At 73.8% G+C, this 22742-nt stretch carries 21 protein-coding genes and 1 riboswitch; of the genes, 15 read left to right on the plus strand and 6 right to left on the minus strand.

Annotated features, from left to right (window positions below):
• The first annotated feature begins 89 nt into the window (after positions 1-89).
• The 3 genes from ACQPWW_RS26360 (at position 90) to ACQPWW_RS26370 (ending at position 3013) form a co-directional block, all read left to right on the plus strand.
• A complete protein-coding gene (locus ACQPWW_RS26360; protein ID WP_433126245.1) occupies positions 90-1007 on the plus strand; it encodes a cation diffusion facilitator family transporter in 918 nt (305 codons plus the stop codon).
• Positions 1008-1118: 111 nt separating this feature from the next.
• A riboswitch (cyclic di-AMP (ydaO/yuaA leader) is annotated at positions 1119-1250 on the plus strand.
• A gap of 5 nt (positions 1251-1255) precedes the next feature.
• Complete coding sequence (locus ACQPWW_RS26365; protein WP_433126246.1) at positions 1256-2323, plus strand: coiled-coil domain-containing protein; 1068 nt, start codon at positions 1256-1258, stop codon at positions 2321-2323.
• Positions 2324-2512: 189 nt separating this feature from the next.
• Positions 2513-3013 (plus strand): hypothetical protein, encoded by a 501-nt coding sequence (locus ACQPWW_RS26370; RefSeq protein WP_433126247.1) that lies wholly within the window; start codon positions 2513-2515, stop codon positions 3011-3013.
• A 194-nt stretch (positions 3014-3207) separates the two neighbouring features.
• On the opposite strand, the gene ACQPWW_RS26375 is transcribed toward ACQPWW_RS26370, so the two are convergent.
• Positions 3208-3675, minus strand: coding sequence for an SRPBCC family protein (locus ACQPWW_RS26375; RefSeq protein WP_433126248.1), 468 nt, complete (start codon positions 3673-3675; stop codon positions 3208-3210).
• Between the two features lie 188 nt (positions 3676-3863).
• Here ACQPWW_RS26375 and ACQPWW_RS26380 point away from each other — a divergent pair, with 188 nt between their 5' ends.
• Positions 3864-4841, plus strand: coding sequence for a PfkB family carbohydrate kinase (locus tag ACQPWW_RS26380; protein WP_433126249.1), 978 nt, complete (start codon positions 3864-3866; stop codon positions 4839-4841).
• Positions 4838-5665, plus strand: coding sequence for a 5'/3'-nucleotidase SurE (gene surE / locus ACQPWW_RS26385; protein WP_433126251.1), 828 nt, complete (start codon positions 4838-4840; stop codon positions 5663-5665). Before ACQPWW_RS26380 ends, surE begins: the two co-directional genes overlap by 4 nt.
• 19 nt (positions 5666-5684) lie before the next feature.
• On the opposite strand, the gene ACQPWW_RS26390 is transcribed toward surE, so the two are convergent.
• Entirely contained in the window at positions 5685-6047 is a 363-nt protein-coding gene (locus ACQPWW_RS26390; RefSeq protein WP_357244821.1) for an STAS domain-containing protein, read from the minus strand.
• Between the two features lie 383 nt (positions 6048-6430).
• Between ACQPWW_RS26390 and ACQPWW_RS26395 the strand changes: the two genes are divergently transcribed.
• The 5 genes from ACQPWW_RS26395 (at position 6431) to ACQPWW_RS26415 (ending at position 9504) form a co-directional block, all read left to right on the plus strand.
• Positions 6431-6571: a hypothetical protein gene (locus ACQPWW_RS26395; protein WP_204941479.1), complete on the plus strand. Its 141-nt coding sequence runs from the start codon at positions 6431-6433 to the stop codon at positions 6569-6571.
• A 141-nt stretch (positions 6572-6712) separates the two neighbouring features.
• Positions 6713-7111 (plus strand): hypothetical protein, encoded by a 399-nt coding sequence (locus ACQPWW_RS26400; protein WP_433126252.1) that lies wholly within the window; start codon positions 6713-6715, stop codon positions 7109-7111.
• A 599-nt stretch (positions 7112-7710) separates the two neighbouring features.
• Positions 7711-8397, plus strand: a complete 687-nt coding sequence (locus ACQPWW_RS26405) for a BON domain-containing protein (protein WP_433126253.1) — start codon at positions 7711-7713, stop codon at positions 8395-8397.
• 64 nt (positions 8398-8461) lie between these two features.
• Positions 8462-8959: a redoxin domain-containing protein gene (locus ACQPWW_RS26410; protein WP_433126254.1), complete on the plus strand. Its 498-nt coding sequence runs from the start codon at positions 8462-8464 to the stop codon at positions 8957-8959.
• Positions 8956-9504 carry a DsbA family protein gene (locus ACQPWW_RS26415; protein WP_433126255.1) on the plus strand — a complete coding sequence of 183 codons (549 nt, stop codon included), beginning with the start codon at positions 8956-8958 and terminating at the stop codon, positions 9502-9504. The genes ACQPWW_RS26410 and ACQPWW_RS26415 overlap by 4 nt, the downstream gene beginning before the upstream one ends.
• A gap of 16 nt (positions 9505-9520) precedes the next feature.
• Here ACQPWW_RS26415 and ACQPWW_RS26420 read toward each other — a convergent pair whose 3' ends face one another.
• Complete coding sequence (locus ACQPWW_RS26420) at positions 9521-12460, minus strand: LuxR C-terminal-related transcriptional regulator (RefSeq protein ID WP_433134577.1); 2940 nt, start codon at positions 12458-12460, stop codon at positions 9521-9523.
• An 83-nt stretch (positions 12461-12543) separates the two neighbouring features.
• Between ACQPWW_RS26420 and ACQPWW_RS26425 the strand changes: the two genes are divergently transcribed.
• The 5 genes from ACQPWW_RS26425 (at position 12544) to serS (ending at position 17846) form a co-directional block, all read left to right on the plus strand.
• Entirely contained in the window at positions 12544-12981 is a 438-nt protein-coding gene (locus ACQPWW_RS26425) for a hypothetical protein (protein WP_433134579.1), read from the plus strand.
• On the plus strand, positions 12978-14111 hold the full coding sequence (locus ACQPWW_RS26430) for an alcohol dehydrogenase catalytic domain-containing protein (protein WP_433126256.1): 1134 nt from the start codon (positions 12978-12980) through the stop codon (positions 14109-14111). The genes ACQPWW_RS26425 and ACQPWW_RS26430 overlap by 4 nt, the downstream gene beginning before the upstream one ends.
• 50 nt (positions 14112-14161) lie before the next feature.
• Positions 14162-15358, plus strand: a complete 1197-nt coding sequence (locus ACQPWW_RS26435; RefSeq protein ID WP_433126258.1) for a saccharopine dehydrogenase family protein — start codon at positions 14162-14164, stop codon at positions 15356-15358.
• A gap of 43 nt (positions 15359-15401) precedes the next feature.
• A complete protein-coding gene (locus tag ACQPWW_RS26440) occupies positions 15402-16466 on the plus strand; it encodes a MerR family transcriptional regulator (RefSeq protein ID WP_433134581.1) in 1065 nt (354 codons plus the stop codon).
• Positions 16467-16562: 96 nt separating this feature from the next.
• Positions 16563-17846: a serine--tRNA ligase gene (gene serS / locus ACQPWW_RS26445; RefSeq protein WP_433134583.1), complete on the plus strand. Its 1284-nt coding sequence runs from the start codon at positions 16563-16565 to the stop codon at positions 17844-17846.
• Between the two features lie 113 nt (positions 17847-17959).
• Here serS and ACQPWW_RS26450 read toward each other — a convergent pair whose 3' ends face one another.
• The 3 genes from ACQPWW_RS26450 to ACQPWW_RS26460 form a co-directional block, all read right to left on the minus strand.
• Positions 17960-21103 (minus strand): discoidin domain-containing protein, encoded by a 3144-nt coding sequence (locus tag ACQPWW_RS26450; protein ID WP_433126259.1) that lies wholly within the window; start codon positions 21101-21103, stop codon positions 17960-17962.
• A 115-nt stretch (positions 21104-21218) separates the two neighbouring features.
• Positions 21219-22109: a cytochrome c biogenesis CcdA family protein gene (locus tag ACQPWW_RS26455; RefSeq protein WP_433126260.1), complete on the minus strand. Its 891-nt coding sequence runs from the start codon at positions 22107-22109 to the stop codon at positions 21219-21221.
• The gene (locus ACQPWW_RS26460) at positions 22106-22726 is read right to left on the minus strand and encodes a TlpA family protein disulfide reductase (RefSeq protein ID WP_433126261.1); all 621 of its coding nucleotides are present in this window, start codon (positions 22724-22726) and stop codon (positions 22106-22108) included. The genes ACQPWW_RS26455 and ACQPWW_RS26460 overlap by 4 nt, the downstream gene beginning before the upstream one ends.
• Positions 22727-22742: the final 16 nt, after the last annotated feature.

The raw sequence follows: 22742 nt of genomic DNA on the forward strand, positions 1-22742 counted from the left end.
GTGGGCCGGTGGCCTGCCCCATACTTGCATACATAGCGATGTGAGCATACATTTGACCGGGCCCCGACCGGCGACGGAAGGTGGATCTCGTGGGCGCAGGTCATGACCACCACCATGGGTCGGTCGCCAATGCCGCACACCAGCACAGGGGCCGACTCTGGGCGGCGTTCGGGCTGCTCGCCACCCTGATGGTGGTCGAGGCGGTGGCCGCCCTGCACACCGGCTCGCTCGCCCTGCTCTCCGACGCCGGGCACATGTTCACCGACGTGCTCGGCATCGGGATGGCGCTCGCCGCCATCACCGCGACCCGGCGGGCCACCGCCGACCCGCAACGCACCTTCGGGCTCTACCGACTCGAGGTCCTCGCCGCGCTGGCCAACGCCGTCCTGCTCTCCGGCGTCGCGATCTACGTGGTGATCGCGGCGATCCGCCGCTTCGGCGACCCGCACGAGGTCATCGCCGGTCCGATGCTCGCGGTGGCGGTGCTCGGCCTGCTCGCGAACATCGCCGCCTTCGCCCTGCTCCGCGCCGGAGCCCGGGAGAGCATCAACCTTCAGGGCGCCTACCTGGAGGTGCTCGGCGACCTGCTCGGCTCGCTCGGCGTGATCGGCGCGGCGTTGCTCATCGCCGTCACCGACTGGTGGTGGGCCGACCCACTCGTCGCGGTCGCCATCGGCGCGTTCATCCTGCCCCGCACCTGGCGGCTGGCCCGTGCCGCCGTCCGCATCCTGGTGCAGGCCGCCCCGGAACACCTCCAGGTGACCGCCGTGCACGACCGGCTGGCCGCCGTCCCCGGGGTGGTCGAGGTGCACGACCTGCACGTTTGGACGCTCACCTCGGGCATGGAGGTGGCCTCCGCCCACCTGACCATGGCGCCCGGCGCGGAGGTCGGCGCGGTGCTGACCGCGGCGCGCACCGCGCTGCACGACGACTTCCGGATCGAACACGCGACGTTGCAGATCGAACCCGGTGCCGCCTCCGGAGCCTGCGGCTCCATCGAGTGGTGACAGGCTTCTCGTGACGACGCACGCACCGTCCGTCACAACGGCTGCACCAGCCCCACCGGCACCGGTAAGCTCGGTCCCGGCCTCCACCAGGCGGCGCCCTCCAGGCGCCGGTGGCGGTCGCCGCCTAATCGCCCACCTGGGCGAACCGGGGAACCACGTTCCTGGGGTGCATCCGCGTCAGCGGTAGGGATCTTCCGTCCCGAACCCGTCAGCTAACCCGGTCGGCGGCTGACGGAAGGACATGCGCAGTGGCACCAGCACGACCACCCGCCGCCCGACTGGCGGCCCTGATCGTCGCGATGTTCGCCCTCGGCGTCGCGCTTCCGGCCGGCACCGCCTCGGCCGCTCCCCCGACCGGCCTCCGGGCCGCCGCCGCACCCGACTCCGACGAAGAGGGCGGCACCCCTTCGCTACGCGCCCAACTCGAGGCCGCCAGCAAGGGCTACCTGGACGCGAAACGCGCTCTGGACACCTCCGTGCAACGACAGCAACAACTCGCCACCCAGCTGAAGGGCATCGAGGTCGAACTCGCCCAGCGCGACGGCAAGGTCGGCCAGATCGCCGGCGTGGCGTACCGCACAGGCCGGCTCGGCGCGGTGTCGGCGCTGCTCAACAGCAGCAGCCCGGAGGGCTTCATGGACCGGGCCGCCGCCCTGGAGGCGGTGGCCGCCAACGAGGACCGGGTGCTGCGCGATCTGCTTGCCACCAAGGACCAGGCCAGTCGCACCCGGGCCGCCCTGAACGGCGAGATCATCGAACAACGCAAGCAGGTCGCGGTGATGGCCAAGCGCAAGGACCAGGCCGAACGGGCCCTGACCGTGGCCACCACCCCCAAGCCGCAGACCACCGCCGACGGCGGCTCCAACCGGGGCACCTCCACCGCCAACGCGAAGGCGGCGCCCCGCAACTCCGACGGCTCCTGGCCAGCCGAATCGTGCAGCGTCAACGACCCCACGCCCGCCAGCGGCTGCATCACGCCGCGCACCCTGCACGCGCTCAACCAGGCAAAGGCCGCCGGGTTCACCCGGTACGTCTCCTGCCACCGCCCCAGCGGCTCCGGTGAACACCCCAAGGGCCGGGCCTGCGACTTCGCCGCCCAGAAGGACGGCTTCGGCGGCAACGCCACAGGCGGCGACAAGACGTACGGCAACAACCTGGCCGCGTACTTCATCCGCAACGCCGACCAGCTCGCCGTGCTGTACGTGATCTGGTACCGGCAGATCTGGCTGCCCAGCAGCGGGTGGAAGTCGTACAGCGGCGCGGGCGGCACCCCGTCCACCGACCACACCAACCACGTCCACCTGTCGGTCTACTGACCCACCCGACAGTCCCCGGAATCGCTCCGGGGATGATCCACTCGCGTTCGCCGACTCCGGGGCATTTCCCGCGACGGGACACCCCGGAGTCGGCGATGCGGTCGCCCGGCCGGGCTACGTCGCCGGGCGTACCCCGGATGTCGTCGGCGGTCGGACGACCCGGACGGGGTCCGCGGGCAGCATCGCGGTATGCGTCGGATCCCACCCACCGCCCGCAAAGGGCTCCTCACCCTGCATCTGGTCACCTCGCTCGGCTGGCTCGGCGCCGACCTCGTGCTCCTCACCCTGGGCATCGCCGTGCAGCGCGGCGCCGACCCGGCGGTGGTCTACCCGGTCACGGCGCTGGTCGGCACTGTGCTGTTCGCGCCGCTGAGCGTTCTGGTCTGGCTGATCGGGGTCGCCAGCGCGCTCCTCACCCCGTGGGGCCTGTGGCGCTATCGCTGGGTAGTGGCCAAGCTCGTGCTCACCACGGTGATGGTCGGGCTGGTGCTGTTCCTGCTCACGCCGAACCTGCGGCACGCCGGCGTGGTGGGCGCCGCCCTCCCCGCCCGGGACCGCGCCGACCTGGTGATCGCACCCGCGGTGTCGACCAGCCTGATGATCATCGCGACGGTGCTGTCCACGTACAAGCCGTGGGGCCGACGTCCCGCCGCCCAACCCGCCCGCGCCGGCCGTGGCGGCAATCCGTGACCGCTGCCGTGACCGCGCTGCCGTGACCGCGCCGCGGTGATCGCGCCGCCGTGACCGCGCCGCGGTGATCGCGCTGGAACCAGGATGTAGTGGCATCCTCGCGCCCGCAGGCCACTACATCCACGATCGAGCACGATCATGGGCTGGGGCCACAAAGGCGGGACGGGGGCCGGGTGCCGGCGGGTGTGGGCCGGTCAGGCCGGGGGTGGGGAGTCGCCGGTGCGGTCGAGGGCCGGGCCGAGACGGGCGGCGAGGGCGAGGTGAGCGGCCCGTGCCTGGCGGAACGCGTACCGGAACAGCGGCGTCGGCGCGGTCAGGGTGATCTCGACGTCGATCCGGACCAGGCCCTCCGGCTCGGCGCGCAGTCGCGTGTGGTTGCGGACCGTCGTGGCGGGCCACTGGCGGGCCACCATGACGATCTCGTCGTCCTCGCTGATCAGCACGTCCGCGTGGTACGTGGTCCGGAAGCGCAGCGGGCCGGCCACCAGCCGGTCGTTGATCGTGTAGCTGGCCCGGGCGCCGGGTCGGGGCGGCACTTGGCGGACCCGGACAATCAGCGGATGCAGCTCGCCCTGTCGGGTCAGGTCACTGAGCAGCGCCGCTGCCTCGGCCGGCGAGCACCGGGCCTGGACGGTGTAGCTGAAGGTATCGCTGCTGCGCACGCGTCTCCCACCGTCGTTTGTCGCACGATCGTCCCGTACCGATGTCCGGCTGGCAACGCCCGACGGCCGCCGATGTCGGGGCGCAGCCCGGGCGATGGGATGCCGCATCACCAGTTGCCCTATTAGGGTCGGTTCGTGGGGAATCACCCGACCGTGCTGAAGGGCGGCATCATGAGCGGCGACGACGGATGAGCGGGCACGTGATGGTCTTCGCACCCACCCCGCAGCTCACGGTCACCGTGGACCAGCCGAACGAGCACCCGGAGCTGCATCTGCACCCCGGCGGGCAGGGCGTCTGGCAGGCCCGGATGGTGCTGTCGCTCGGTGTCGACGTGGTGCTCTGCGCCGCCCTCGGCGGCGAGATCGGCCAGGTGCTGGAGCCGCTCCTGGTCAGCGAGGGCGTGGACCTCAAGGTGGTGGTCCGGGACTCCGGCAGCGGCGGGTACGTGCACGACCGCCGGGGCGGCTCACGGCAGGAGATCGCCGACGTGCCCGGGCAGCCGCTGAGCCGGCACGAGCTGGACGAGCTGTACAACCTGGCGCTCGGCGAGGGACTCCGGGCCGCGGTGAGCGTCCTCAGTGGGCCGAACGAGCCGTGGTTGGTCCCGGCCGACCTGTACCGGCGCTTCGCCGCCGACCTCGCCGCCAACGGCGGCCGGGTGGTGGTCGACCTGTCCGGCGATCACCTCGCGGCGGTGCTGGAGAGCGGCGTGTTCTTCCTCAAGGTGAGCCACGAGGAGCTGATCCGCGACGGTCGCGCCCGCAGCGACGACAGCCTGGAGCTGACCCGGACCATGTACGAGCTGCACGCCGCCGGCGCCGAGACGGTGGTGGTGAGCCGGGCCGACCAGCCGGCGCTGGCGCTCGTCGACGGGGAGCTGTTCGAGGTCGAGATGCCCCGGTTGGAGGCCGCCGATCCGCGCGGCGCGGGCGACTCGATGACCGCCGGGGTGGCCGCGGTCGTGGCCCGCGGCGGGGACATCCGGACCGCCATCCGCACCGGCGCCGCCGCCGGCGCGATGAACGTGACCCGGCACGGCCTGGGCACCGGACGACTGGATTCGATCACCGGCCTGGTCGAACGGGTCCGGCTGGTTCCTGCGGACAGCCGGCCACAGGAGCGGACCACACCGGACGAGTTGGCCGACCGGGCGGTCGAGCGATGACGCTGCGCGTGCTGATCACCAACGACGACGGGATCGCTGCGCCCGGCATTCAGGCGCTGGCCTGGGCCGCGGCACAGCGGGGCCTGGACGTGGTGGTCGCCGCGCCGCTGGAGGAGGCGAGCGGCACCAGCGCCGCGATGAGCGCCGTGGAGCGCGACGGGCGGGTCGTCGTGAACGACCATCCGCTGCCGGACCTGGCGGGTGTGCCGGCGTACGGGGTGGGTGGCTCCCCCGGCTTCATCACCCTGATCGCGCTGCACGGCGCGTTCGGCCCACCGCCGTCGGTGGTGCTCTCCGGCATCAACCGGGGCGCCAACGCGGGCCGGGCCGTGCTGCACTCCGGAACGGTGGGTGCCGCGTTCACCGCCGCCACGAACGGTTGCCGGGCGATGGCGGTCTCCCTCGACGTGCTCTCCGCGGGCGAGGCGACGGCCGCCAGCGGTGGCGCCGCGGTGGACGCCGCCGCCCGGGTACGCGACGCGGAGCGGCACTGGAGCACCGCCGCGCGGGTCGCCCTGGACCTGCTCCCCCGGTTGACCTCCGGGCCGATGGAGAGCGTGCTCAACGTGAACGCCCCGGATCTGCCGCACGGGCGGCTGCGCGGAGTGCGACGCGGCACGCTGGCCAGCTTCGGTCAGGTGCAGATGACGGTGGCCGAATCCGGGCACGGTTTCGTCCGCACCTCGCTGGAGGAGCCGGGGCAGGCCGCGCAGCCCGGCACGGACGTGGCGTTGCTGGCCGCCGGGTACGCGTCGGTGACCGCCCTCCGAGCAGTCACCGAAGCGACGGACGTCGACCTGACCGGACTGGACGACCAGCCCTGAGGTGCGTGCCTGGTGGCGCTCAGGCGCCGGGCAGCACCTCGGGGGTGGCAGCGCCGGCGAAGTAGGGCTCCGGGGCGCCGAACAGGCCGAGCAGGCCGGTCACCCAGAGCTGCCGGTGCACGAACCGGCTCGGCTCGGTGACCACCAGCTTGACGTTGCTGACCTCGGCCGTCTGGAAGCCGGCAACCATGGCGCTGATGCCGACGGAGTCGATGAAGGTGACCAGCCTCATGTTGAGCTCGATGCGGAGTGGCCGGCCTTTGGCCAGCACCTCCGCGATCGCCTCGCGCACCTCGTACGCTGTGTCGACGTCGATCTCGCCCCGGGGGGCGATCTCCACGACTCCACCGGACAAAACCGACTTCACGATCGACAGGCTCACGCGAGCACCTCCACCCGCCCGTCCCCCGGGCGCCTCATCAGTACGCGGGCCGCGACCGAGAGTATTCCTCTGACAGCCTCGGTCGCCACCCCTCGGGATGAGCAATTCACGGATCCGGACCCACAAAGGCACCCATATCCGCACTTTTGAGTATCTGATTGCTCAAGACTTTTTGTTATTTGACCTCCGACGACCGGTCGTGACCGACGCGCCGCGAACCAGGGTAGCGGTCCGGGCCCGACGCGCCCGACAACCGGCCCCGACCGACGGCCTGCCCGGTGCCACCGGCGTGTCGCCTGCGAACACCGGCCCGACCCGGGCCCACCCGTTGCCGATGCCACCTAGCATCGGGCCGGGACACCCCGTTACGGAGAGGACCTTCGATGATCAAACGACTTGCCGGTCTGGCTGGCGTCGGCGTGCTGCTCGCTCTCGTACTGGCCTGCGGTTTCGGCGGTGGAGACGACGATGACGACGATGACGACGACTTCGCCCGCGGTGTGGCAGTGGTGGTGGTGCGCTGAGTTCCCGGCGGCGGCCCAGAGCCGGCCGGGTTTGCGCCCGGGCGGCCCTGGGCACTGGCGGGGTAGGCGAACCGTGACGCGCTGAACAGACGCCGAAGTCCGAAGTGGCCGCCGGCTTCGGCACCCGAGGAGGTAACCACGATGTTCGGAACCAACGTGCTGGACCGCCGCAGCAAGCCGGAGCGGATTGCGGACCATGCCTGGGAGCACCTGCTCTCCGCCGTCAACTCGGCCGGAGACAGCGTGCGGGACACCGCCCGCTCGGCCCGTCGCAACAGCGGCGACCTCGCCGACGGTGCGGGTGACCTGGTGGGCTCCGCCGCCGAGGAGGCGCGACGCCGCGCCTCGTTGGCCTTCGACGCGCTCGCCGGTCGACAGCCGGCGCTGCCCTGGACGCTGCTGATCGGCGCCGCGCTGGTCGGCGCCGCCGTCGGCTGGGCCGTCGGCTCCGCCGCGCGCGCCGCCGGCAGCCGGGACGACCGCGCCGTCGACGACGTGGAGTTCGTCGACGTCGACCGGCCCAACACGCCGGCGGTCTGAACCACCGAGCCACCGGCACCATCACGGGCCCCGCTCACCCCTGGTCGAGCGGGGTCTGTCGTCGTGCGGTGCCGTACCGGTGATGAAGTTGTGTCGGGGTGGGCCGGTCCGCCGGGTGCCGGACCCCTCAGGCAGCCCGGCGGACCGGTGTTCGGGTGGGTGGTCCGCAGCGCCGCCCAGGATCGGCTGCTCGCCGGCTGGCGCCGGCGACCAGCACGGACCGGACCATGCCCGCGAGACTTCCGGGCATCGGTGGTTTCCTCGCGGGATGAAGCCCCGGGGGACGGGGCTGATCCGGTGGTGACGTCGTGGCCCGGGGGACGAGCACGACGACGGGGACGAGGTGGAGCTGCCCTGGCTTCCACCACCCGACGCGACGGCTCCCGCGATCGAGAACTGCGATTACGGTAACCGAAACCCGCTCGCTTTGGAAGCGCTCCCATCATCTCCCTCGGCAACCGTTCGCGGCACCCGGACCTGCGACGCCTCACCCGGTGCGGGTGACGACGGTTCACCCGGGCCGGCGGCACGCTCGGACCCCGGCGGACCTCCGGCCGCAGCCGCTACCGGTCCGCCACCCACGCAGGGAGGAGGCCCAGATGGCGATCGCCGACATCGACCGCACCGACCAGGACATCCAGTCCGCCGTCCTCGACGAGCTGACCTGGGAACCGAGGGTGCAACCGCACGAGATCGGCGTGACCGTCGCCGAGGGCGTCGTCACGCTGACCGGCCGGGTGGACAGCTACGCCAAGAAGTGGGCCGCCGAACGGGCCGCCCACCGGGTCGCCCGGGTCCGGGCGGTCGCCAACGACCTGGCCGTGCACCTGGCCGGCGCCGCCGAGCGCGCCGATCCCGACCTGGCCGCCGCGGCCAGCCACACGCTGGAGTGGGACGCGTTCGTGCCCATCGAGAAGCTCCAGGTCACCGTCTCGGCCGGCTGGGTGACGCTGCACGGCGAGGTCGAGTGGGAGTACCAGCGCCGAGCCGCGGAGCGGGCGGTGGGACGACTCACCGGCGTACGCGGGTTGAGCAACGGCATCACCGTGCGGCCGGCGGCCGCGCCGGACGGCCGCGACCTGGCCGATCGGATCGTCGACGCCCTCGCCCGCGCCGGAGCGACCGAGGCAGAACGGATCAGCGTCCGGGTGCACGGCGACACAGCTGTGCTCGCCGGACTGGTGCACTCGATGCCCGAACGGGCCGAGGTCGAGCAGGTGGCCTGGTCCGCCCCCGGTATCCGGGAGGTGCAGAACCACATCGCTGTCGCGCCGGTGCTGCGCTGAGCGAGCGCGAAACCACCCGGGGTGGGTGAGCCGAACTCACCCACCCCGGGAGCAGGCTGGCGGCATGAGTGATCCGAACGGGCTGATCCAACCCGGGCGCCCCGCGCCCGGTTTCACCCTGCCGGCCACCCCGGACGGGGCCCTGACCGGGCCCGAGCAGTTCCGCGGACGACCGGTAGTGCTCGCCTTCTATCCCGCCGACTGGAGCCCGGTGTGCGGAGACCAGATGGCGCTCTACCAGTCGGCGGCACCCGTCTTCGCCCAGTACCGGGCGGTGGTGCTCGGCATCTCGGTGGACAGCATCTGGTCACACCGGGCGTTCGCGGAGAGCCGGGGCATCGAGTTTCCGCTGCTTGCCGACTTCGAGCCGAAGGGCGAGGTGGCCCGCCGCTACGGGGCGTACAACGCGCGGGGTGAGGCGGACCGCGCCCTGGTGGTGCTCGACCCGGCAGGGCAGGTGACCTGGAGCTACGTCTCGCCGCCCGACGTCAACCCGGGCGCCGACGGCATCTTCGACGCGCTCGACCAACTCGCCGCCGATCGGAAGGTGATGACCGGATGACCACGCCACTGCAGGTGACCGCCCGACTCCGGGACCCCGTCACCACCGAGGACCACATCCGGGGGCCGGCCGACGCGGCGGTGACGGTCGTCGAGTACGGCGACTTCCAGTGCCAGTTCTGCGGTGCGGCCTATCCGAACCTGCACGAACTGCTGCGGCAGCGGGCCGACTCCGTTCGGCTGGTCTACCGCTACTTCCCCATCGCCAACGTGCACCCGTACGCCGAACGCGCCGCCGAGACGGCCGAGGCCGCCGGGGTCCGGGGCCGGTTCTGGGAGATGCACGACTGGCTCTACGAGCACCAGGACCAACTCGACCCGGTGCACCTCTCGCTCGGTGTCGAGCAGGTCGGCCTGCCGCCGGACGAGCTGAACGCCGAGGTGGAGAACCGGGCGCACGCGGACCGGGTGCGCCGCGACTTCGTGGGTGGCATCCGCAGCGGAGTGAACGGCACCCCCACCCTGTTCGTCAACGGCGTCCGCCACGAGGGCGGGTACGACCTGCCCGACCTGCTGGCGGCCGTGGACGCGGCGGGCAACGCCTGACCGTCGACCCGCCCGCTCAGATCAGCCGCAACTCGCGCGCCCGCCGGACCGCCTCGCGCCGGCGGGTCGCGTCGAGTTTGCGGTAGATGTTGCGCACGTGGGTCTTCACAGTGTTCACCGAGAGGGACAGCTCGCTGGCGATCTCCACGTTGGACAGGATGCTCTGCAGATAGCGCAGGATGGTCAGCTCCCGCTCGGTGAGTGGCTCGTCGAGCGCGCCCCTCGGCTCGGCCGCCGGACGGGCGCTGCTCGGGCCGGCCCCGCGCACCAGGTCACTGACCAGTGCGAAGTGGGCGGTGCCCGCGTCCAGGTGCGCGGCCAGCAGGTCCCGGACCGGCGGGCCGGCGTGGGTGAAGACCCGCCGGCAACCCTGCGGCCCGGCCAGATCCAGCACCTGCTCCAGGAGCCGGCCCGCCCGACGCCCGTCCCCGGCCCGCTCGGCCAGCACCGCGTCCAGCAGGCCCGCGTCCAGGCGTACCGGCAGGGGCCAGGCCGTGGCCGGCGGCGCCTGCCAGGCCGGCAGCGCACGGCCGGCGGCAGCGGCGTCGCCGGCCAGCAACTCCACCTTCGCCGCCGTCACCGCGAGCACCGGATCGGTGCCCGCGTCGGCGGCGCCCAGCAGGTCCCGGGCCGCGTCCAGGTCACCCCGCTCGGCGCGCAGTTCGGCCTCGGCGGCCCGCAGCAGGCCGGCCAACTCGGCGGCGGACGGCTTGTCGACAAGCGCTTCCCGGACCCGGACGAGCAGTCGTTGCCCGGCCGCCGGGTCACCGGAGTCGCGGTGCAGCTGCGCCCGGCACAGCGCGGCGACCGCCGCGGCCACCGGTTCGCCGGAAGCGGCGGCATGCCAGCCGTCGCCCGCGTCCGCCGCGGAACCGCCGGCCCGGCCGCCGGTGACGCCGAGTGCCGGGCCGGCGAGGTTGAGGTTCGCCGTGGCCTCGTCGGGCTGGTCGCGCAGCAGCGCCACCTGGGCCAACGCCAGGTACGCGTAGGCGCAGTCGAGCCGACTGGACCAGCCCCGACAGGGCGGCGTGCCCAGCGCGTCCCGGGCCGCCTGCTCGGCCGCCCGTAGTTCACCGCGGACCGCGAGCAGCAGCGCGGCGCGGCTGGCCCCGACCAGCTCGGTACGGGGCCGGCCCGCCTCCCGAGCGGCCGCTCGGGCGCGGACGAACCGGGCGGTCGGCAGCGCGCCGCCGGCCAACTCGACGAGCCCCAGCGCGGTGCCGGTGAACGCCCGCAGGTCGGCGTCGTCGGCGGCGCCACCCCCACCGGACGTCGGCGCGGAACCGGTGGTGGACGCGGAGTAGTCCGGCGGCCGGGTCGGCGTGGCGCCCGGCGGACGGGTCCGCAGCAGCCGGGCGGCGGCGGCCCGCACCTCCACCGGGTCGTCGGCGAGCCGGGCCACTGTCAACTCCAGGGCGGTGACCAACCGCAGGAACCGTTCCCGGCGAGGCACCGGCAGGCCCGCGGCGTGCCCGGCGGCGGCGCGCAGGTGACCGGTGGCGGCCGGGAGATCGCCGGCGTACGCGCGCTCGGCGGCGTAGGCCAGAGCCACCTCCGGGTCGGCCCGGATCACCTCCGTCGGCGGGGCCACCGGGGCCGGGGTGGGCACCGGATCGCGGTCGTAGCGCGTCAGCTCCGGCCAGTGCGCGACGAACAGGTCGCCGGCGAGGTCCCACCGGCTTGCTGTCAACGCGTGCCGGAGGGCGTCGGCGGGCCGTCCGTCGCCCGCGTACCAGTCGGCCGCCCGCACGTGCAGTTCGCGCACCTCGGGGTCGGGCAGCCGGGCCAGGTCGGCGCGGAGCAGGTCGGCGAGCAGGGGGTGGCAGCGGTACCACGGCGGCCGGGTGTCCTCCCGGTGCAGCAGACCACCGGTCCCGGCCAGGTCGGCCAGCGCCTGCCCGGCGTCGGCACGGCCGGTCAGCGCCCCGGCCAGGTCGGCGCAGACGGCGTCGACGACGGCGGTCCGGCGCAGCAGGTCCTCCTCGGCCGCGTCCAGCGTCGCCAGCACCTCCTCGCGCAGGTACCCGGCGATCTCCGGTTGGTCACCCCCGAACTGCCCCACCCAGCGCCCGGGGTCGGGCTGCCCGCGGACCGCCAGGGCGGCGATGCGCAGCGCCGCCGGCCAGCCGCCGGTGCGCTCGCGCAACTGGCGCACGTCGGCCGCCGGCAGGGCCGCGCCGTGCGCGGTGAGCAGGTCGGCCACCTCGTCGTCGGTGAACGCCAGCTCGTCCGGGCCGATCTCGGTCAGCTCGCCCGCGAGGCGGAGCCGGTGCAGGGGCAGGTGCAGCCCGGCCCGCGCCCCGATCACCAGGCGCAGTCGCTGCCCGGCATGCCGCAGCAGGAACTCCACGCCGCTCAGCGCCGCCGGGTCGGCGACCCGGTGCAGGTCGTCCAGGATCAGCAGCACCGGCCGGTCCGCGGCGGCGAGGGTCGCGGCCAACACCTCCAGTTGCTCGGGGCGGGGCGGCCGGTCGGGCACCGGGCCACCCTCGGCCGACCCGGTCGCCGTCCGCAAGGCCGCCGCGAGGTACGCCCAGAGCCGGTCGGTGTCGTCGCCGCCCTCCACCGACACCCAGGCCGGGACCGGACTGGCCGCGGGCGACACCGACAGGTCGCCGGAGTCGGGCACGACCGCTCCCGGCTCGACGTCGGGCGTCCCGCCGTCGAGCCGGGCCCAGGTGGCGAGCAGTGTGGTCTTGCCCCAGCCGGCGGGGGCGGCGACCACTGTGACCGGTCCGGCGGCGCCCTCGTCCAGTCGGCGCAGCAGCCGGGGCCGGGCCAGCACCGGCTCCGGTGGCACGGCCGGGGTCAGCCGGGACGCCAGCAGCGGTGGCTCCACCGGGTGCCCCGCTGCGCTGTCGACGCGCACAAGACTCCGCTGCTCTGGCACTCGGCCCCACCCCCACCACGCTCCGCCCCCGGTCGGCGAGCGGTTACCCGGCGCGGGCCGGTTCACCCCTTCCGGGCGAGCACGCTTCACCCGACCGCGACCGACGATCGGGGGACGTGGACGGGGAGGACGTGGGACCGGTGGGAGCGATGGGACGGCTGGCACGGGCGGGACCGGCCCTCGGCGGCGCGGTGCTGACCGGGTGGCGCCGGCGACGCGTACCCCAATGGCGCGGCCGGAGCGGCGCGGACCGCGACCCGGTCGGCCCGCCCCGGTGGGAGGTGGTGACCGTCGACCGGCCGCCCGAGCAGGTGCTTCCCGCTGGTCGGTGGCCGGAACCGCTGCGCCGCCTGGACGGCGCGGTCGAGGTGCGGATGCGGCCGGCGCCCGGCGACCGGGGCACCGAGCTGGCCGCCCGGCCGCTGGCCGGCGTCACCCCGCCGGTCGGGCTGGCCGCGCACCTGGTCGGCGACGACCCGGGTCTGCTGGTCCGCCGGGCCCTGCGCCAGATCAAGCAGCGGGTGGAGGCCGGCGAGGTGCTGCGCGCCGACCGGTCCGCGCTGGACCGCCCCGAGGTCCGCGGGTGAGGGCGCTGTGCTGGGTGGCCGCCGACGAGCTGGCGGTACGCGAGGTGCCCGACCCGGAGCTGCGCAACGAGCGGGACGTCATCGTCCGGGTCCGCCGCAGCGCCACCTCCGGCGCGGACCTGCCGCTGTTGGCCGGCCGGAACCCGCTGCTGCGGGCCGGTGACGTGCTCGGGGCCGAGTTCCTGGGCGAGGTGGTCGAGGTCGGTCCCGGGGTCCGCCGGCACCGCAGCGGCGATCGGGTGGTCGTCGGCGCGAGCGTCGCCTGCGGCGGCTGCTGGTACTGCCGCCAGGGTCTGCACTCCTGCTGCGACAACGGCAGCGCCGACCCGGCGAGCGCGGAGCCCGGATGGGGGCGCCCGGACGCCGGCGGCTTCGGCCGTCCCCGGGCGGCGGGCGGGTTCGCGGGCGGCCACGCCGAGTACGTGCGGGTGCCGTACGCCGACGTCGGCGCGTTTCCGGTACCGGACGCGGTCGAGGACGACCGGGCGCTGTTCGCCGCCGACGCGGCGCCGACCGGGTGGCTGGCCGCCGAGTTGGGCGCGGTGCGTCCCGGCGACGTGGTGGCGATCTGGGGCGCCGGGGCGGTGGGCCAGTTGACCGCTCGGTCGGCGGTGCTGCGCGGCGCCGCCCTGGTGCTTGTCGTCGACCGGTACGAGGAGCGGTTGCGGATGGTCGAGCGGCACGTCGGCGCGGAGCCGCTGGACTACCTGCGCACCGACGTCGCTGCGGAGTTGCGCGACCGCAGCGGTGGGCGGGGTCCGGACGTGTGCGTGGTGGCGGTCGACGCGCCGCCGCCCGAGCGGTTCGGCGGCCACGCCGACCGGCCGGACGCGGGACGCGAGGCCGTGCACGCGTGCCGCAAGGGCGGGGTGGTGGTGCTGCTGGGCGGGGCGGACGGGTTCGTCGACGCGTTCCCGCTGGGCGCGGTGACCGACCGACGGCTGACGCTGCGCGGGGCCGGTCGGCCGGACCTGCGGGACGTGCCGATGCTGCTGGACCGGATGGCCCGCGGTGAGCTGCGCACCGAACACCTGGCCACCCACCGACTGCCGTTGGCGCACGGCCCGCAGGGGTACGCGCTGTTCCGGGACCGGGCCGACGGCTGCGTGCGAGCCGTGTTCACGCCCTGACGCCCTCCTCGTGAGCTGCCATCGGGACCCGCGAATGGCACACTCTGGGCATGGCTGGGGAGCGGACGTACGACGTGGTGCTGTTCGGGGCGACCGGGTTCACCGGCGGCCTGACCGCCGAATACCTGGCCCGACACGCCCCGGCCGGACTGCGCTGGGCGCTGGCCGGGCGTAACCCGGACCGCCTCGCCGCCGTCCGGGACCGGCTGGCCGCGATCGACCCGACGCTCGCCGACCTGCCGCTGCTCACCGCCGACGTGACCGACGCCGACTCGCTGCGGGCCGTTGCGGAGAGCGCCCGGGTCGTGGCCAGCACCGTCGGCCCGTACATCCACCACGGGGAGCCGCTGGTCGCGGCCTGCGCGACGGCCGGCACCGACTATCTCGACATCACCGGCGAGCCGGAGTTCGTCGACCTGATGTACGTGCGCCACCACGCCGAGGCGGTCCGCACCGGCGCGCGGCTGGTGCACGCCTGCGGGTTCGACTCCGTGCCGCACGACCTCGGCGTCTGGTTCACCGTCAAGCAGCTGCCCGCCGACGGTCCGCTCACCGTTGACGGTTACGTCCGCGCCGGTGGCCGGTTCTCCGCCGGCACCTACCACTCGGCGCTCACCGCGTTCTCCCGTACCGGGCAGGCCAGCCAGGCCGCCCGGGAGCGCCGGGCGGTCGAGCCGCGCCCCACCGACCGCCGGGTCCGCGCGGTGCCCGGCCGGCTGGCCCGCTCCGCCGCGCTGGGCATCTGGACCGTGCCGCTGCCGACGATCGACCCGCAGGTGGTGCGTCGCTCGGCGGCGGCCCGACCGGAGTACGGCCCGGACTTCCGGTACCGGCACTTCGCCGCCGTGAAGCGGTTGCCCACCGTGCTGGCCGGCGCGGTCGGGCTCGGCGCGCTGGCCGGGCTGGTGAAGCTGCCGCCCAGCCGACGCTGGCTGCTCGGCCGGCTCGCCTCCGGGCAGGGGCCCACCGCCGAGCAACGGGCGGCGTCCTGGTTCCGGGTCCGGTTCGTGGGCACCGGCGGCGGGCAGCGGGTGGTCACCGAGGTGGCCGGCGGCGACCCGGGGTACGACGAGACGGCGAAGATGCTCGCCGAGTCGGCGCTGTGCCTGGCGCTCGACGAGCTGCCGCCGACCGCCGGTCAGCTCACCCCGGTCGCCGCGATGGGTGACGCGCTGCTGGACCGGCTGATCCGGGCCGGGCTCACCTTCCGGGTGCTCACGCAGCAGACGTTGACGCCCTCGGCTTGACCCTCGACCGGGTCGAGGGGGCAGGATGCCGTGCGTGAGTGACCTGCACAGCATCGGCGAGTTGGCCCGGGCCAGCGGCCTGACCGTCAGCGCGCTGCGCTTCTACGACTCGGCGGGGGTGCTGGAGCCGGCCCTTGTCGACCCGGTGACCGGCTACCGCTGGTACACCGACGAGCAGATCACGCCGGCCCGGTTGGTGGCCGGGCTGCGCCGCATCGGCATGCCGGTCCCGGAGATCGCCGCCGCGGTCCGCGCCGAGCCGGCGGCGGTGCACCAGTTGCTCGACACGCACCTGCGCCGGTTGGCCGACGGGCTCACCGACGCCCGCCGGGAGGCCGCCCGACTCCGGGCCCTTGTCGACCCGGCCCAGCCGGTCACCACCACGCTGCTGCTCTCCCCCGCCGACCTGGCCGCCGCGCTCGACGCGGTGCGCTTCGCCGTCGGCGTCGACCCCGAGCTGCCGATGCTCTCCGGCGTACTGCTGGACGTGGAGCCGGACGGCGTCCGGCTCGTCGCCACCGACCGGTACCGGCTCGCGCTCGCCCGCGCCACGGCCGACGTCGACGGTCCGCCGACCCGGGTGTTCGTCCCGGTGGACCTCGTCGACCGGCTCCGGCCGCTGCTCGACGCCACCGACGCCCGGCCGGTGTGGTGGAGCGTGACCGGCGCGGAGCTGCGGGTGCTGGTGGCCGGTCGGACGGTGACCGGCACCGCCCTTCCGTACGACTTCCCGGACTACCGCCGGCTGCTGCGCAAGGCCGTCGGCGAGCGGCCCACCGCGCGCCGGATCCCGGTGGACGTGGCGGCGTTGCGCGCCGCACTTGCCGACCCGGCGGCCCCCACTGTCGCCCGCGACCACGACGGCACGACCCGGGAGGTCACGGTGCTCGGCGTCGACGACCAGGGCGGGCTGCGGCTGCTCCCCGCCGCCGACCTGGGCACCGACGCGCTGCGGGTCGGGGTGGACGGCGGCTACCTGCTCGACGCGTTGACCGCGGCCGGCGCGGCGCAGCTCGTGTTGGAGCTGGACGGACCGATCGCCCCGTTGGCCGTCCGCCGCACCGACGACGCGGACACCTACTCGGTGTTGATGCCGATCCGGCTCTGACCGGAGCGCCCGCACTCCCCGTTCCGGGAGGAAAAGCCCGCGACGGTAGCATCTGGTGGTTCACCTGTGACCCCGGACGGAGGCGTACGGAGCAGCATGCTCGACATGGAGTTGATCCGGAAGGATCGCGAGGCGGTGGCGACCGCGCTGGCGAAGCGTCTGGATCCCGCCGAGGTCACCCGGGCGCTGGACGAGATCCAGCGGCTCGACCAGGAACGCCGCGCCCTGATCACGGAAATCGACGCCGAGAGGCAGCGCCGTAAGGCGGAGGCCCGGGCGTACGCGCAGGCGAAGCGGGCCGGCGAGGAGCCGCAGGCCGCCGCGCCGGAGGCCGAGCGCAAGCAGCTCGCCGAGCTGGAGTCCCAGCTGGACGAGGTGCAGGCCCGGCTGCGCACGGCGATGAGTGAGCTGCCCAACCTGCCTGCCGACGACGTCGTGGCCGGCGGCAAGGAAGCCAACCGGGTCGTGAAGACCTTCGGCGAGCCGCCGGTGATCGACAAGGTCCGCGACCACGTGGAGTTGAGCCGCGCGCTGGGCCTTGTCGACTACGAGCGCGGGGTCAAGCTCGGCGGCTCCGGCTTCTGGATCTACACGGGCATCGGTGCGCGCCTGGAGTGGGCGCTGCTCAACTACTTCATCGACCAGCACGTCAAGGCCGGGTACGAGTTCCTGCTCCCGCCGCACCTGCTGCTCGACTCGGCCGGCTTCGCCGCCGGGCAGTTCCCCAAGTTCTACGACGACGTCTACCACCTGGACGCCGAGTCCGCCCCGCGCGGGCAGTTCCTGTTGCCCACCTCGGAGACGGCGATCCTCGGCGCGTACCAGGACGAGATCCTGGAGACCCCGAAGCTGCCGCTGAAGGCCTTCGCGTACACGCCGTGCTACCGGCGGGAGTCGGCCGGCTCGCACTCCGACGAGCGCGGCACGGTGCGCGGGCACCAGTTCAACAAGGTGGAGATCTTCCAGTTCACCCTGCCCGAGCAGGCCGACGCCGCGCTGGAGGAGATGCTCGCCCACGCGGAGAGCCTGGTCGAGGGGCTGGGCCTGCACTACCAGCGCAGCCTGCTCTCCGCCGGTGACGCCAGCGCGTCGATGAAGAAGACCCTCGACATCGAGGTGTGGATGCCGAGCACCGGCAAGTACAAGGAGGTGTCGTCGGTCTCCTGGGCCGGCGACTACCAGGCCCGCCGGGCGGCCATCCGCTACCGCGAGCCGGGTGGCAAGCAGACCCGCTTCGTGCACACCCTCAACGGCTCGGCGTTGGCCACCAGCCGGCTCTTCCCGGCCATCCTCGAGCAGAACCAGCAGGCCGACGGCAGCGTCCTGATCCCCGCGGTCCTCCAGGACCGCCTGGGCACCGACCGCCTGACCCCGCGCTAGCCAGCTTCCCGAATTGGTCGGCGGTGGCGGGACTGATGCGTCCGAACGTCCGCACCAGTCCCGCCGCCGTCCATTCGGGCTACGGGTGTGACACCGTTGTCGATTCCGACGGTTCAGGCACCGAACACCTCCGCGTGGGTCAGCCGGGCGTCACCGGGCTGCCAGTCGGCGACCGCGATCGCCACGTACCGCCCGGAGGACCTGGTCGAGATGGTGGTCTCGGGTCGCGGCTTCGGGACCGAGGCGACCGCCACGTAGCCGAGTCCGTCGGCAGACGTGGCTACGGTGATCGGCCGCCGCCGACCGGGAGTCCAGGTCAGTCGGACCGAGGCCAGATCCTCAAGCGATCCGAGGTCGATCACCATTCGGCCGTTCGGGCCGGGTTGCCAGGCGGTCCCCGGGTCGCCGTCGACGGCGGCCGACGGGTCGGTCATGCCAGCCGGGAGCGGTGACGTCGGGTAGGTCGTCCGAGACCGGGCCAGGTCGCTGGTCGGCGTCACCGTCCCACCCGCAAACGCGATGTCCCGGCTGCGTCCAGCGGGGACCGTCACTCGCCGTCGGGCGCCGCCGGCCGCGGACTCCAGCTGCACCATCACGATGTGCCCGGTGGGTGCGGTGACTCGGAGGTGGTGCGAGTCGATGACGTCGAACCGGGTACCGGCGGGAATCGCCCCCTCCGGCTGTGCCGCGATCGCGGTGAACCGGGGCGGCTCGACGCGTGCGGTGGCGGCGGCAAGGTCGACCTGGTAGGTGGTGGTCCCCGATCCGGTGACCTGGCTTCCGTGGTACAGCCGCAGCGTCGCGCGCTGCGACAGCGTGACGGACGCCGTCGTGATGTCGTCGCCAGAGAGGTTGAACAGGCTCAGGTATCCGTCCGCGTCGCTCACCCGCAACGCCTCCGGACCGCCGATGGGCAGGGTTCGAGACGCCGCGGCGGCCAGGGCCGACCTGTTCGCGCCCGCGTACCCCTCGATGATCAGCCGAGTGCTGCCGGTGGCCGGTCCGCTGGACAGGGTGACGGTGGTGGCGGTCACGGTGATCGGGTTCTGGGCGTTGTGGACCACCAGGCCCGCTCGTCCGTCGACGTCCAGCCAGGAGCCGGAGATGGTCGGGCTGTCCGGCACGACCACCGCGTCGCTCCAGCTGGTGCCGTCGAGCGAGGTCTGGATGACGTAGCGGGTGCCGTACGCGGCCTCCCAGTCCAGGCGTACGCCGCTGATGTCGATGGCCTCGCCGAGGTCGACGGCGAGCCAACTGTCCGCGCGGCCGCGTTCCTCCCGGGCGACCGCCCAGCGGGTGCCGGGGTTGCCGTCGGTCGCGCGCGCCGCGGGGTAGGCGGGGTCTGCGGACGAGGCCGTGGTGGGCCGGCCGATGGCGCGGTCGACCCCGCTGGCGTCGAGCACGGCGAAGGCGAACAGCGAGTAGCCGTACTGGTTGGCGGGGGATCGGCCGAGCATCCGCACGTACCTGGCTGCACGAGGAGCGAAGCTGATCTGGTCGGTTCCGCCGTCGCCGACGCCCGATTGTCCGGCCAGGGTGACCGACCCCTGTTCACCGGTGAAGGTACGGGTGCCAGTGAGCCCGGGTACGCCGGGCATGTCCAGGTTGAACAGGGTGAGCGCGCCCTCGTCTGCACCGGTGCCGGTGGTGGCGTAGACGACCGTACCGGTGGGCAGCGTGACGTACCCGGCGGTGCCGCCGGCGACGCGGAGCACCGTCGCCGTGGCGTCGACACCGTCCCGGGCCACGGTGTACGCGGCGGAGGTGCGGGCGAGGACCGGCGCGGACTGCCTCGGCAGCAGCGAGGCGGCCCGGGTGTCGAACAACCAGTTGTCGTGGGCGGGGGCCCACTGGAACGAGACGAATCCGGTCTTGCTGACCGCCGCGGCGAAGGCGGTCGCGCTCTGCTGGGCGGTCAGCCCGGCCTGCTCCCCGAAATCCCGGGTGCCCGCCGCCGCCGCGAAGAACGTGGTGCTGGCGACCGGCTCGACCACGCCGCCGTTGGCTGCCCGCCAGGCGTGGAAGAGGTAACTGATGGCGACTTCGGCTCGGGCTTCGGGCTCGTACTTCGGCTCACCGCTGAACTTGGTGAGCCGATTCTCGGGCGGGTAGTTCAGGTAGGGCATGAGCCGCTCGGCGAGGTCCGCCTCGGCCCGGGCGGCGTGCCGGTCGCCCTGGACCTGCGCGAGGAAGGCGAGCGGCAGGACATCACGGCCGTACAGGTGGTAGCGGTCCGCGACCATCGGCATGAAGGGTTCGCCGGCATCGCTGGCCATCAGCCGCATGGTCCGCCACAGTTGGTCGCCGCTGGGCTGCCGGGTGAGTGCCTCGGGGAGCGGTTGACCGGCGGTCAGGAAGTGCGCCGCGGTACGACCCGCGGTGCGCCACAACTCCTCCTGGTAGTGCGGGCCGAAGGAGCCGTGATTCTCGACGAGGAACGAGTCGTGGATGTTGTGGGCGGTGTTCCAGTCCGCGACCGTCCGCCCGTCGACGACGGCGGGGTTGGCGCGGTCGGCTGCCGGTAGTCCGGTCGCGTTGAGCGTCCATGTCAGGAACCGCTCGCGCCACGCCGCAGCTGCGGGGTCGTCCGCCGCCCAGGCCAGGCCGGGGGCGATCGCCTGGGCGTAGACCCCCATCTCCTCGAGCTTGGTGTCACCGATCCAGCCGCCGGTGAGGCCGTTCGGCGTCCAACTGCCACTCAGCGGGTCGTCACCGGTGCCGAGGGAATGGGCGTAGGCGGCCTGCCCGCGGGCGATGCGGTCGACGTTGTTCCGGGTCACCTCGTCCAGGTCGGACCAGAGCAGTCGGGCGGCCAGGACGAAGTACAGCTCGAAGGTGCTGTCCCAGAACAGCTGTCGGCCCCACTCGGTGCCGCCGGCGAGCCGGTTGGTGGCCGCGAACCGGCGGATGGTGGCGACGGTACGGGCGTGCAGCGTGTCCCGGTCGACGCCGGCGGCCGCCGGGTCGTACCCGGGCGAGATGAGCAGGACAGCGTTGCCGAGGACGACCGCGAACCTGAAGTCCGCGAGGCGGTACGCGTTGATCGCCGGATCCCACTGCTCCTCGGCCCATCGGGTGTGGGCGAGCAGCAGCGCGTGGTAGGTGTTGGCAACCGGGCCGGTGGCCGCAGCCGGTGACGTGGTGGCGGCTGGCGCGGCCTGGGCGGCGGCGGGTCGGGCGACGGCGAGTCCAGCGCCGACGGCGCCGCCAAGGATGAGGAGCCGCCGCCTGCTCAACTCGAATTCGGATATGCGCATGGTGGCCCTTCGGTGTGACAACGTTGTCAGACAGACTCCGACGATCGTTTCCGGATGTCAAGACCAACTCCGCAAGCCTCAGGCTCCCGCCCCACCCGCACGGTTGATCATGAAGTTATTGCCCCTCGCCTCGGCGCGTCGTGGCAACAACTTCATGATCAACGGGGGTGGGCAGTGGGCGGCGGGCACGCTTGAGGAGGAGGGCGGTCAGGAGCAGGGTGAGCAGGGTGGCCAGCAACACCGCCGGGCCGATCCGGTCCAGGGCGTCGGTTAGGGCGTGCTGGACCCGGGACGCCACCTGGATCACCGGGTCCGGCAGGGCGTCTCGGCGGCCGGCGGCGAGCCGTAGCTCGTACCAGCCGTACCAGGCGACGTACCCGCCGGCGAGCAGCAGCACCAGGCCGCTGAGGCGGGGCACCAGCGCGCCGGCGACGCGCAGCCGGGCCACCAGGCCGTCGCGCAGCAGCGCCACACCGAGCGCGGCGACAGCGACCACCAGGCCCATCCCGAGGGCGTACGCGCCGAACAGCGCCAACCCGCGCCCGGTCGAGCCGGCCTGGAGGCTGGTCACCACGATGGCCAGGAACGGCGCGATGGCGCAGCCGAGCGACGCCAGCGCGTACGCCGCGCCGAACAGCGCCATCGACGGCCAGGAGCGGGTGAGCCGGGGCGCGCGGGTGGACCAGCCGGGCGCGGGCAGCCGCCGGCCGGCGAGCAGCCAGCAGCCGGCCACCGCCAGCAGCAGGCCGAGCGCCACTGTCAGCCAGGGCAGCCGGGGCCGCAGCCAGCCGGCCAGCGGCGCGAGCGCCAGGCCGAACGCGCCGAAGACCAGCACGTATCCCACTGTCAGCCCGGCCGCCGCGGTGAGCGCGCGGCCGACCGCGCCGCGGACGTCCGACGCCCCGGCGACAAGCAACGAGAGGTACGCGGGCAGCAACGCGAAGCCGCACGGGTTGACCGCGCCGAGCATGCCGGCGGTCAGCGCGAGCAGCAGGGGGGTGGTCACGCCCCGGCCAGCGCGGCGACCCGGGCGGTGAGCGCCTCACCGTCCAGGAAGCCCTGGTGGACGATCGCGCCGTTCCGGTCGATGATCACGAAGATGCTCTGCTCGGTCACCTTGAACCGCTTCCAGAGCACGCCCTTGCCGTCCTCGATCTGTGGTGTGTCGCCGAGGTCGAACTCGGTGACGAACTCCTTCATGGCTTTCCGCTCGCCCAGCCCGGCGACGCCGACGATCGGCACTGTGTCGCGGTAGCGGGGCGCGACCTCGGCCACCGTCCAGGCCTGGCTGGCGCAGGTGGCGCACCACGGCGCCCAGAACCACAGCACCACCGGTTTCCCGGCGAGTTGCGCCGCGTCGAACGCCGCCCCGCCGAGGGTGGTGCCGGTGAAGCGCAGCACGTCCGGAACCTGCGCCGGGGGCGGCGAGCCGGTCGCGGTGGCGGTGGGGGTTGCCGCGGCACCGGCGGTGGCCGGCGCGGTACCGGCGACTGCCGGTGGCGGGCTGGCCGTGCCGGTGCAGGAGACCGCGCCGAGGAGAGCGGCGACCAGCGCCGCGGCGGTGCCGGCACGGCGGGCCGCACCCACCCCTGACTGTCGCCTCCGTGCGGGCCAGCTGGGCATGCGCGTCTCCGTTCGT

Origin of the sequence: Micromonospora sp. CA-240977, from assembly GCF_050942285.1 — a bacterium.
Lineage (GTDB): Bacteria > Actinomycetota > Actinomycetes > Mycobacteriales > Micromonosporaceae > Micromonospora.

Excerpts from the sequence above, each read along its gene's own strand:
- ACQPWW_RS26370 (WP_433126247.1), top strand. The coding sequence starts at position 2,513 with ATGCGTCGGATCCCACCCACCGCCCGCAAAGGGCTCCTCACCCTGCAT.
- ACQPWW_RS26380 (WP_433126249.1), top strand. The coding sequence starts at position 3,864 with ATGAGCGGGCACGTGATGGTCTTCGCACCCACCCCGCAGCTCACGGTC.
- surE (WP_433126251.1), top strand. The coding sequence starts at position 4,838 with ATGACGCTGCGCGTGCTGATCACCAACGACGACGGGATCGCTGCGCCC.
- ACQPWW_RS26395 (WP_204941479.1), top strand. The coding sequence starts at position 6,431 with ATGATCAAACGACTTGCCGGTCTGGCTGGCGTCGGCGTGCTGCTCGCT.
- ACQPWW_RS26400 (WP_433126252.1), top strand. The coding sequence starts at position 6,713 with ATGTTCGGAACCAACGTGCTGGACCGCCGCAGCAAGCCGGAGCGGATT.
- ACQPWW_RS26405 (WP_433126253.1), top strand. The coding sequence starts at position 7,711 with ATGGCGATCGCCGACATCGACCGCACCGACCAGGACATCCAGTCCGCC.
- ACQPWW_RS26410 (WP_433126254.1), top strand. The coding sequence starts at position 8,462 with ATGAGTGATCCGAACGGGCTGATCCAACCCGGGCGCCCCGCGCCCGGT.
- ACQPWW_RS26415 (WP_433126255.1), top strand. The coding sequence starts at position 8,956 with ATGACCACGCCACTGCAGGTGACCGCCCGACTCCGGGACCCCGTCACC.
- ACQPWW_RS26425 (WP_433134579.1), top strand. The coding sequence starts at position 12,544 with ATGGGACGGCTGGCACGGGCGGGACCGGCCCTCGGCGGCGCGGTGCTG.
- ACQPWW_RS26435 (WP_433126258.1), top strand. The coding sequence starts at position 14,162 with ATGGCTGGGGAGCGGACGTACGACGTGGTGCTGTTCGGGGCGACCGGG.
- serS (WP_433134583.1), top strand. The coding sequence starts at position 16,563 with ATGCTCGACATGGAGTTGATCCGGAAGGATCGCGAGGCGGTGGCGACC.
- ACQPWW_RS26450 (WP_433126259.1), bottom strand. The coding sequence starts at position 21,103 with ATGCGCATATCCGAATTCGAGTTGAGCAGGCGGCGGCTCCTCATCCTT.
- ACQPWW_RS26460 (WP_433126261.1), bottom strand. The coding sequence starts at position 22,726 with ATGCCCAGCTGGCCCGCACGGAGGCGACAGTCAGGGGTGGGTGCGGCC.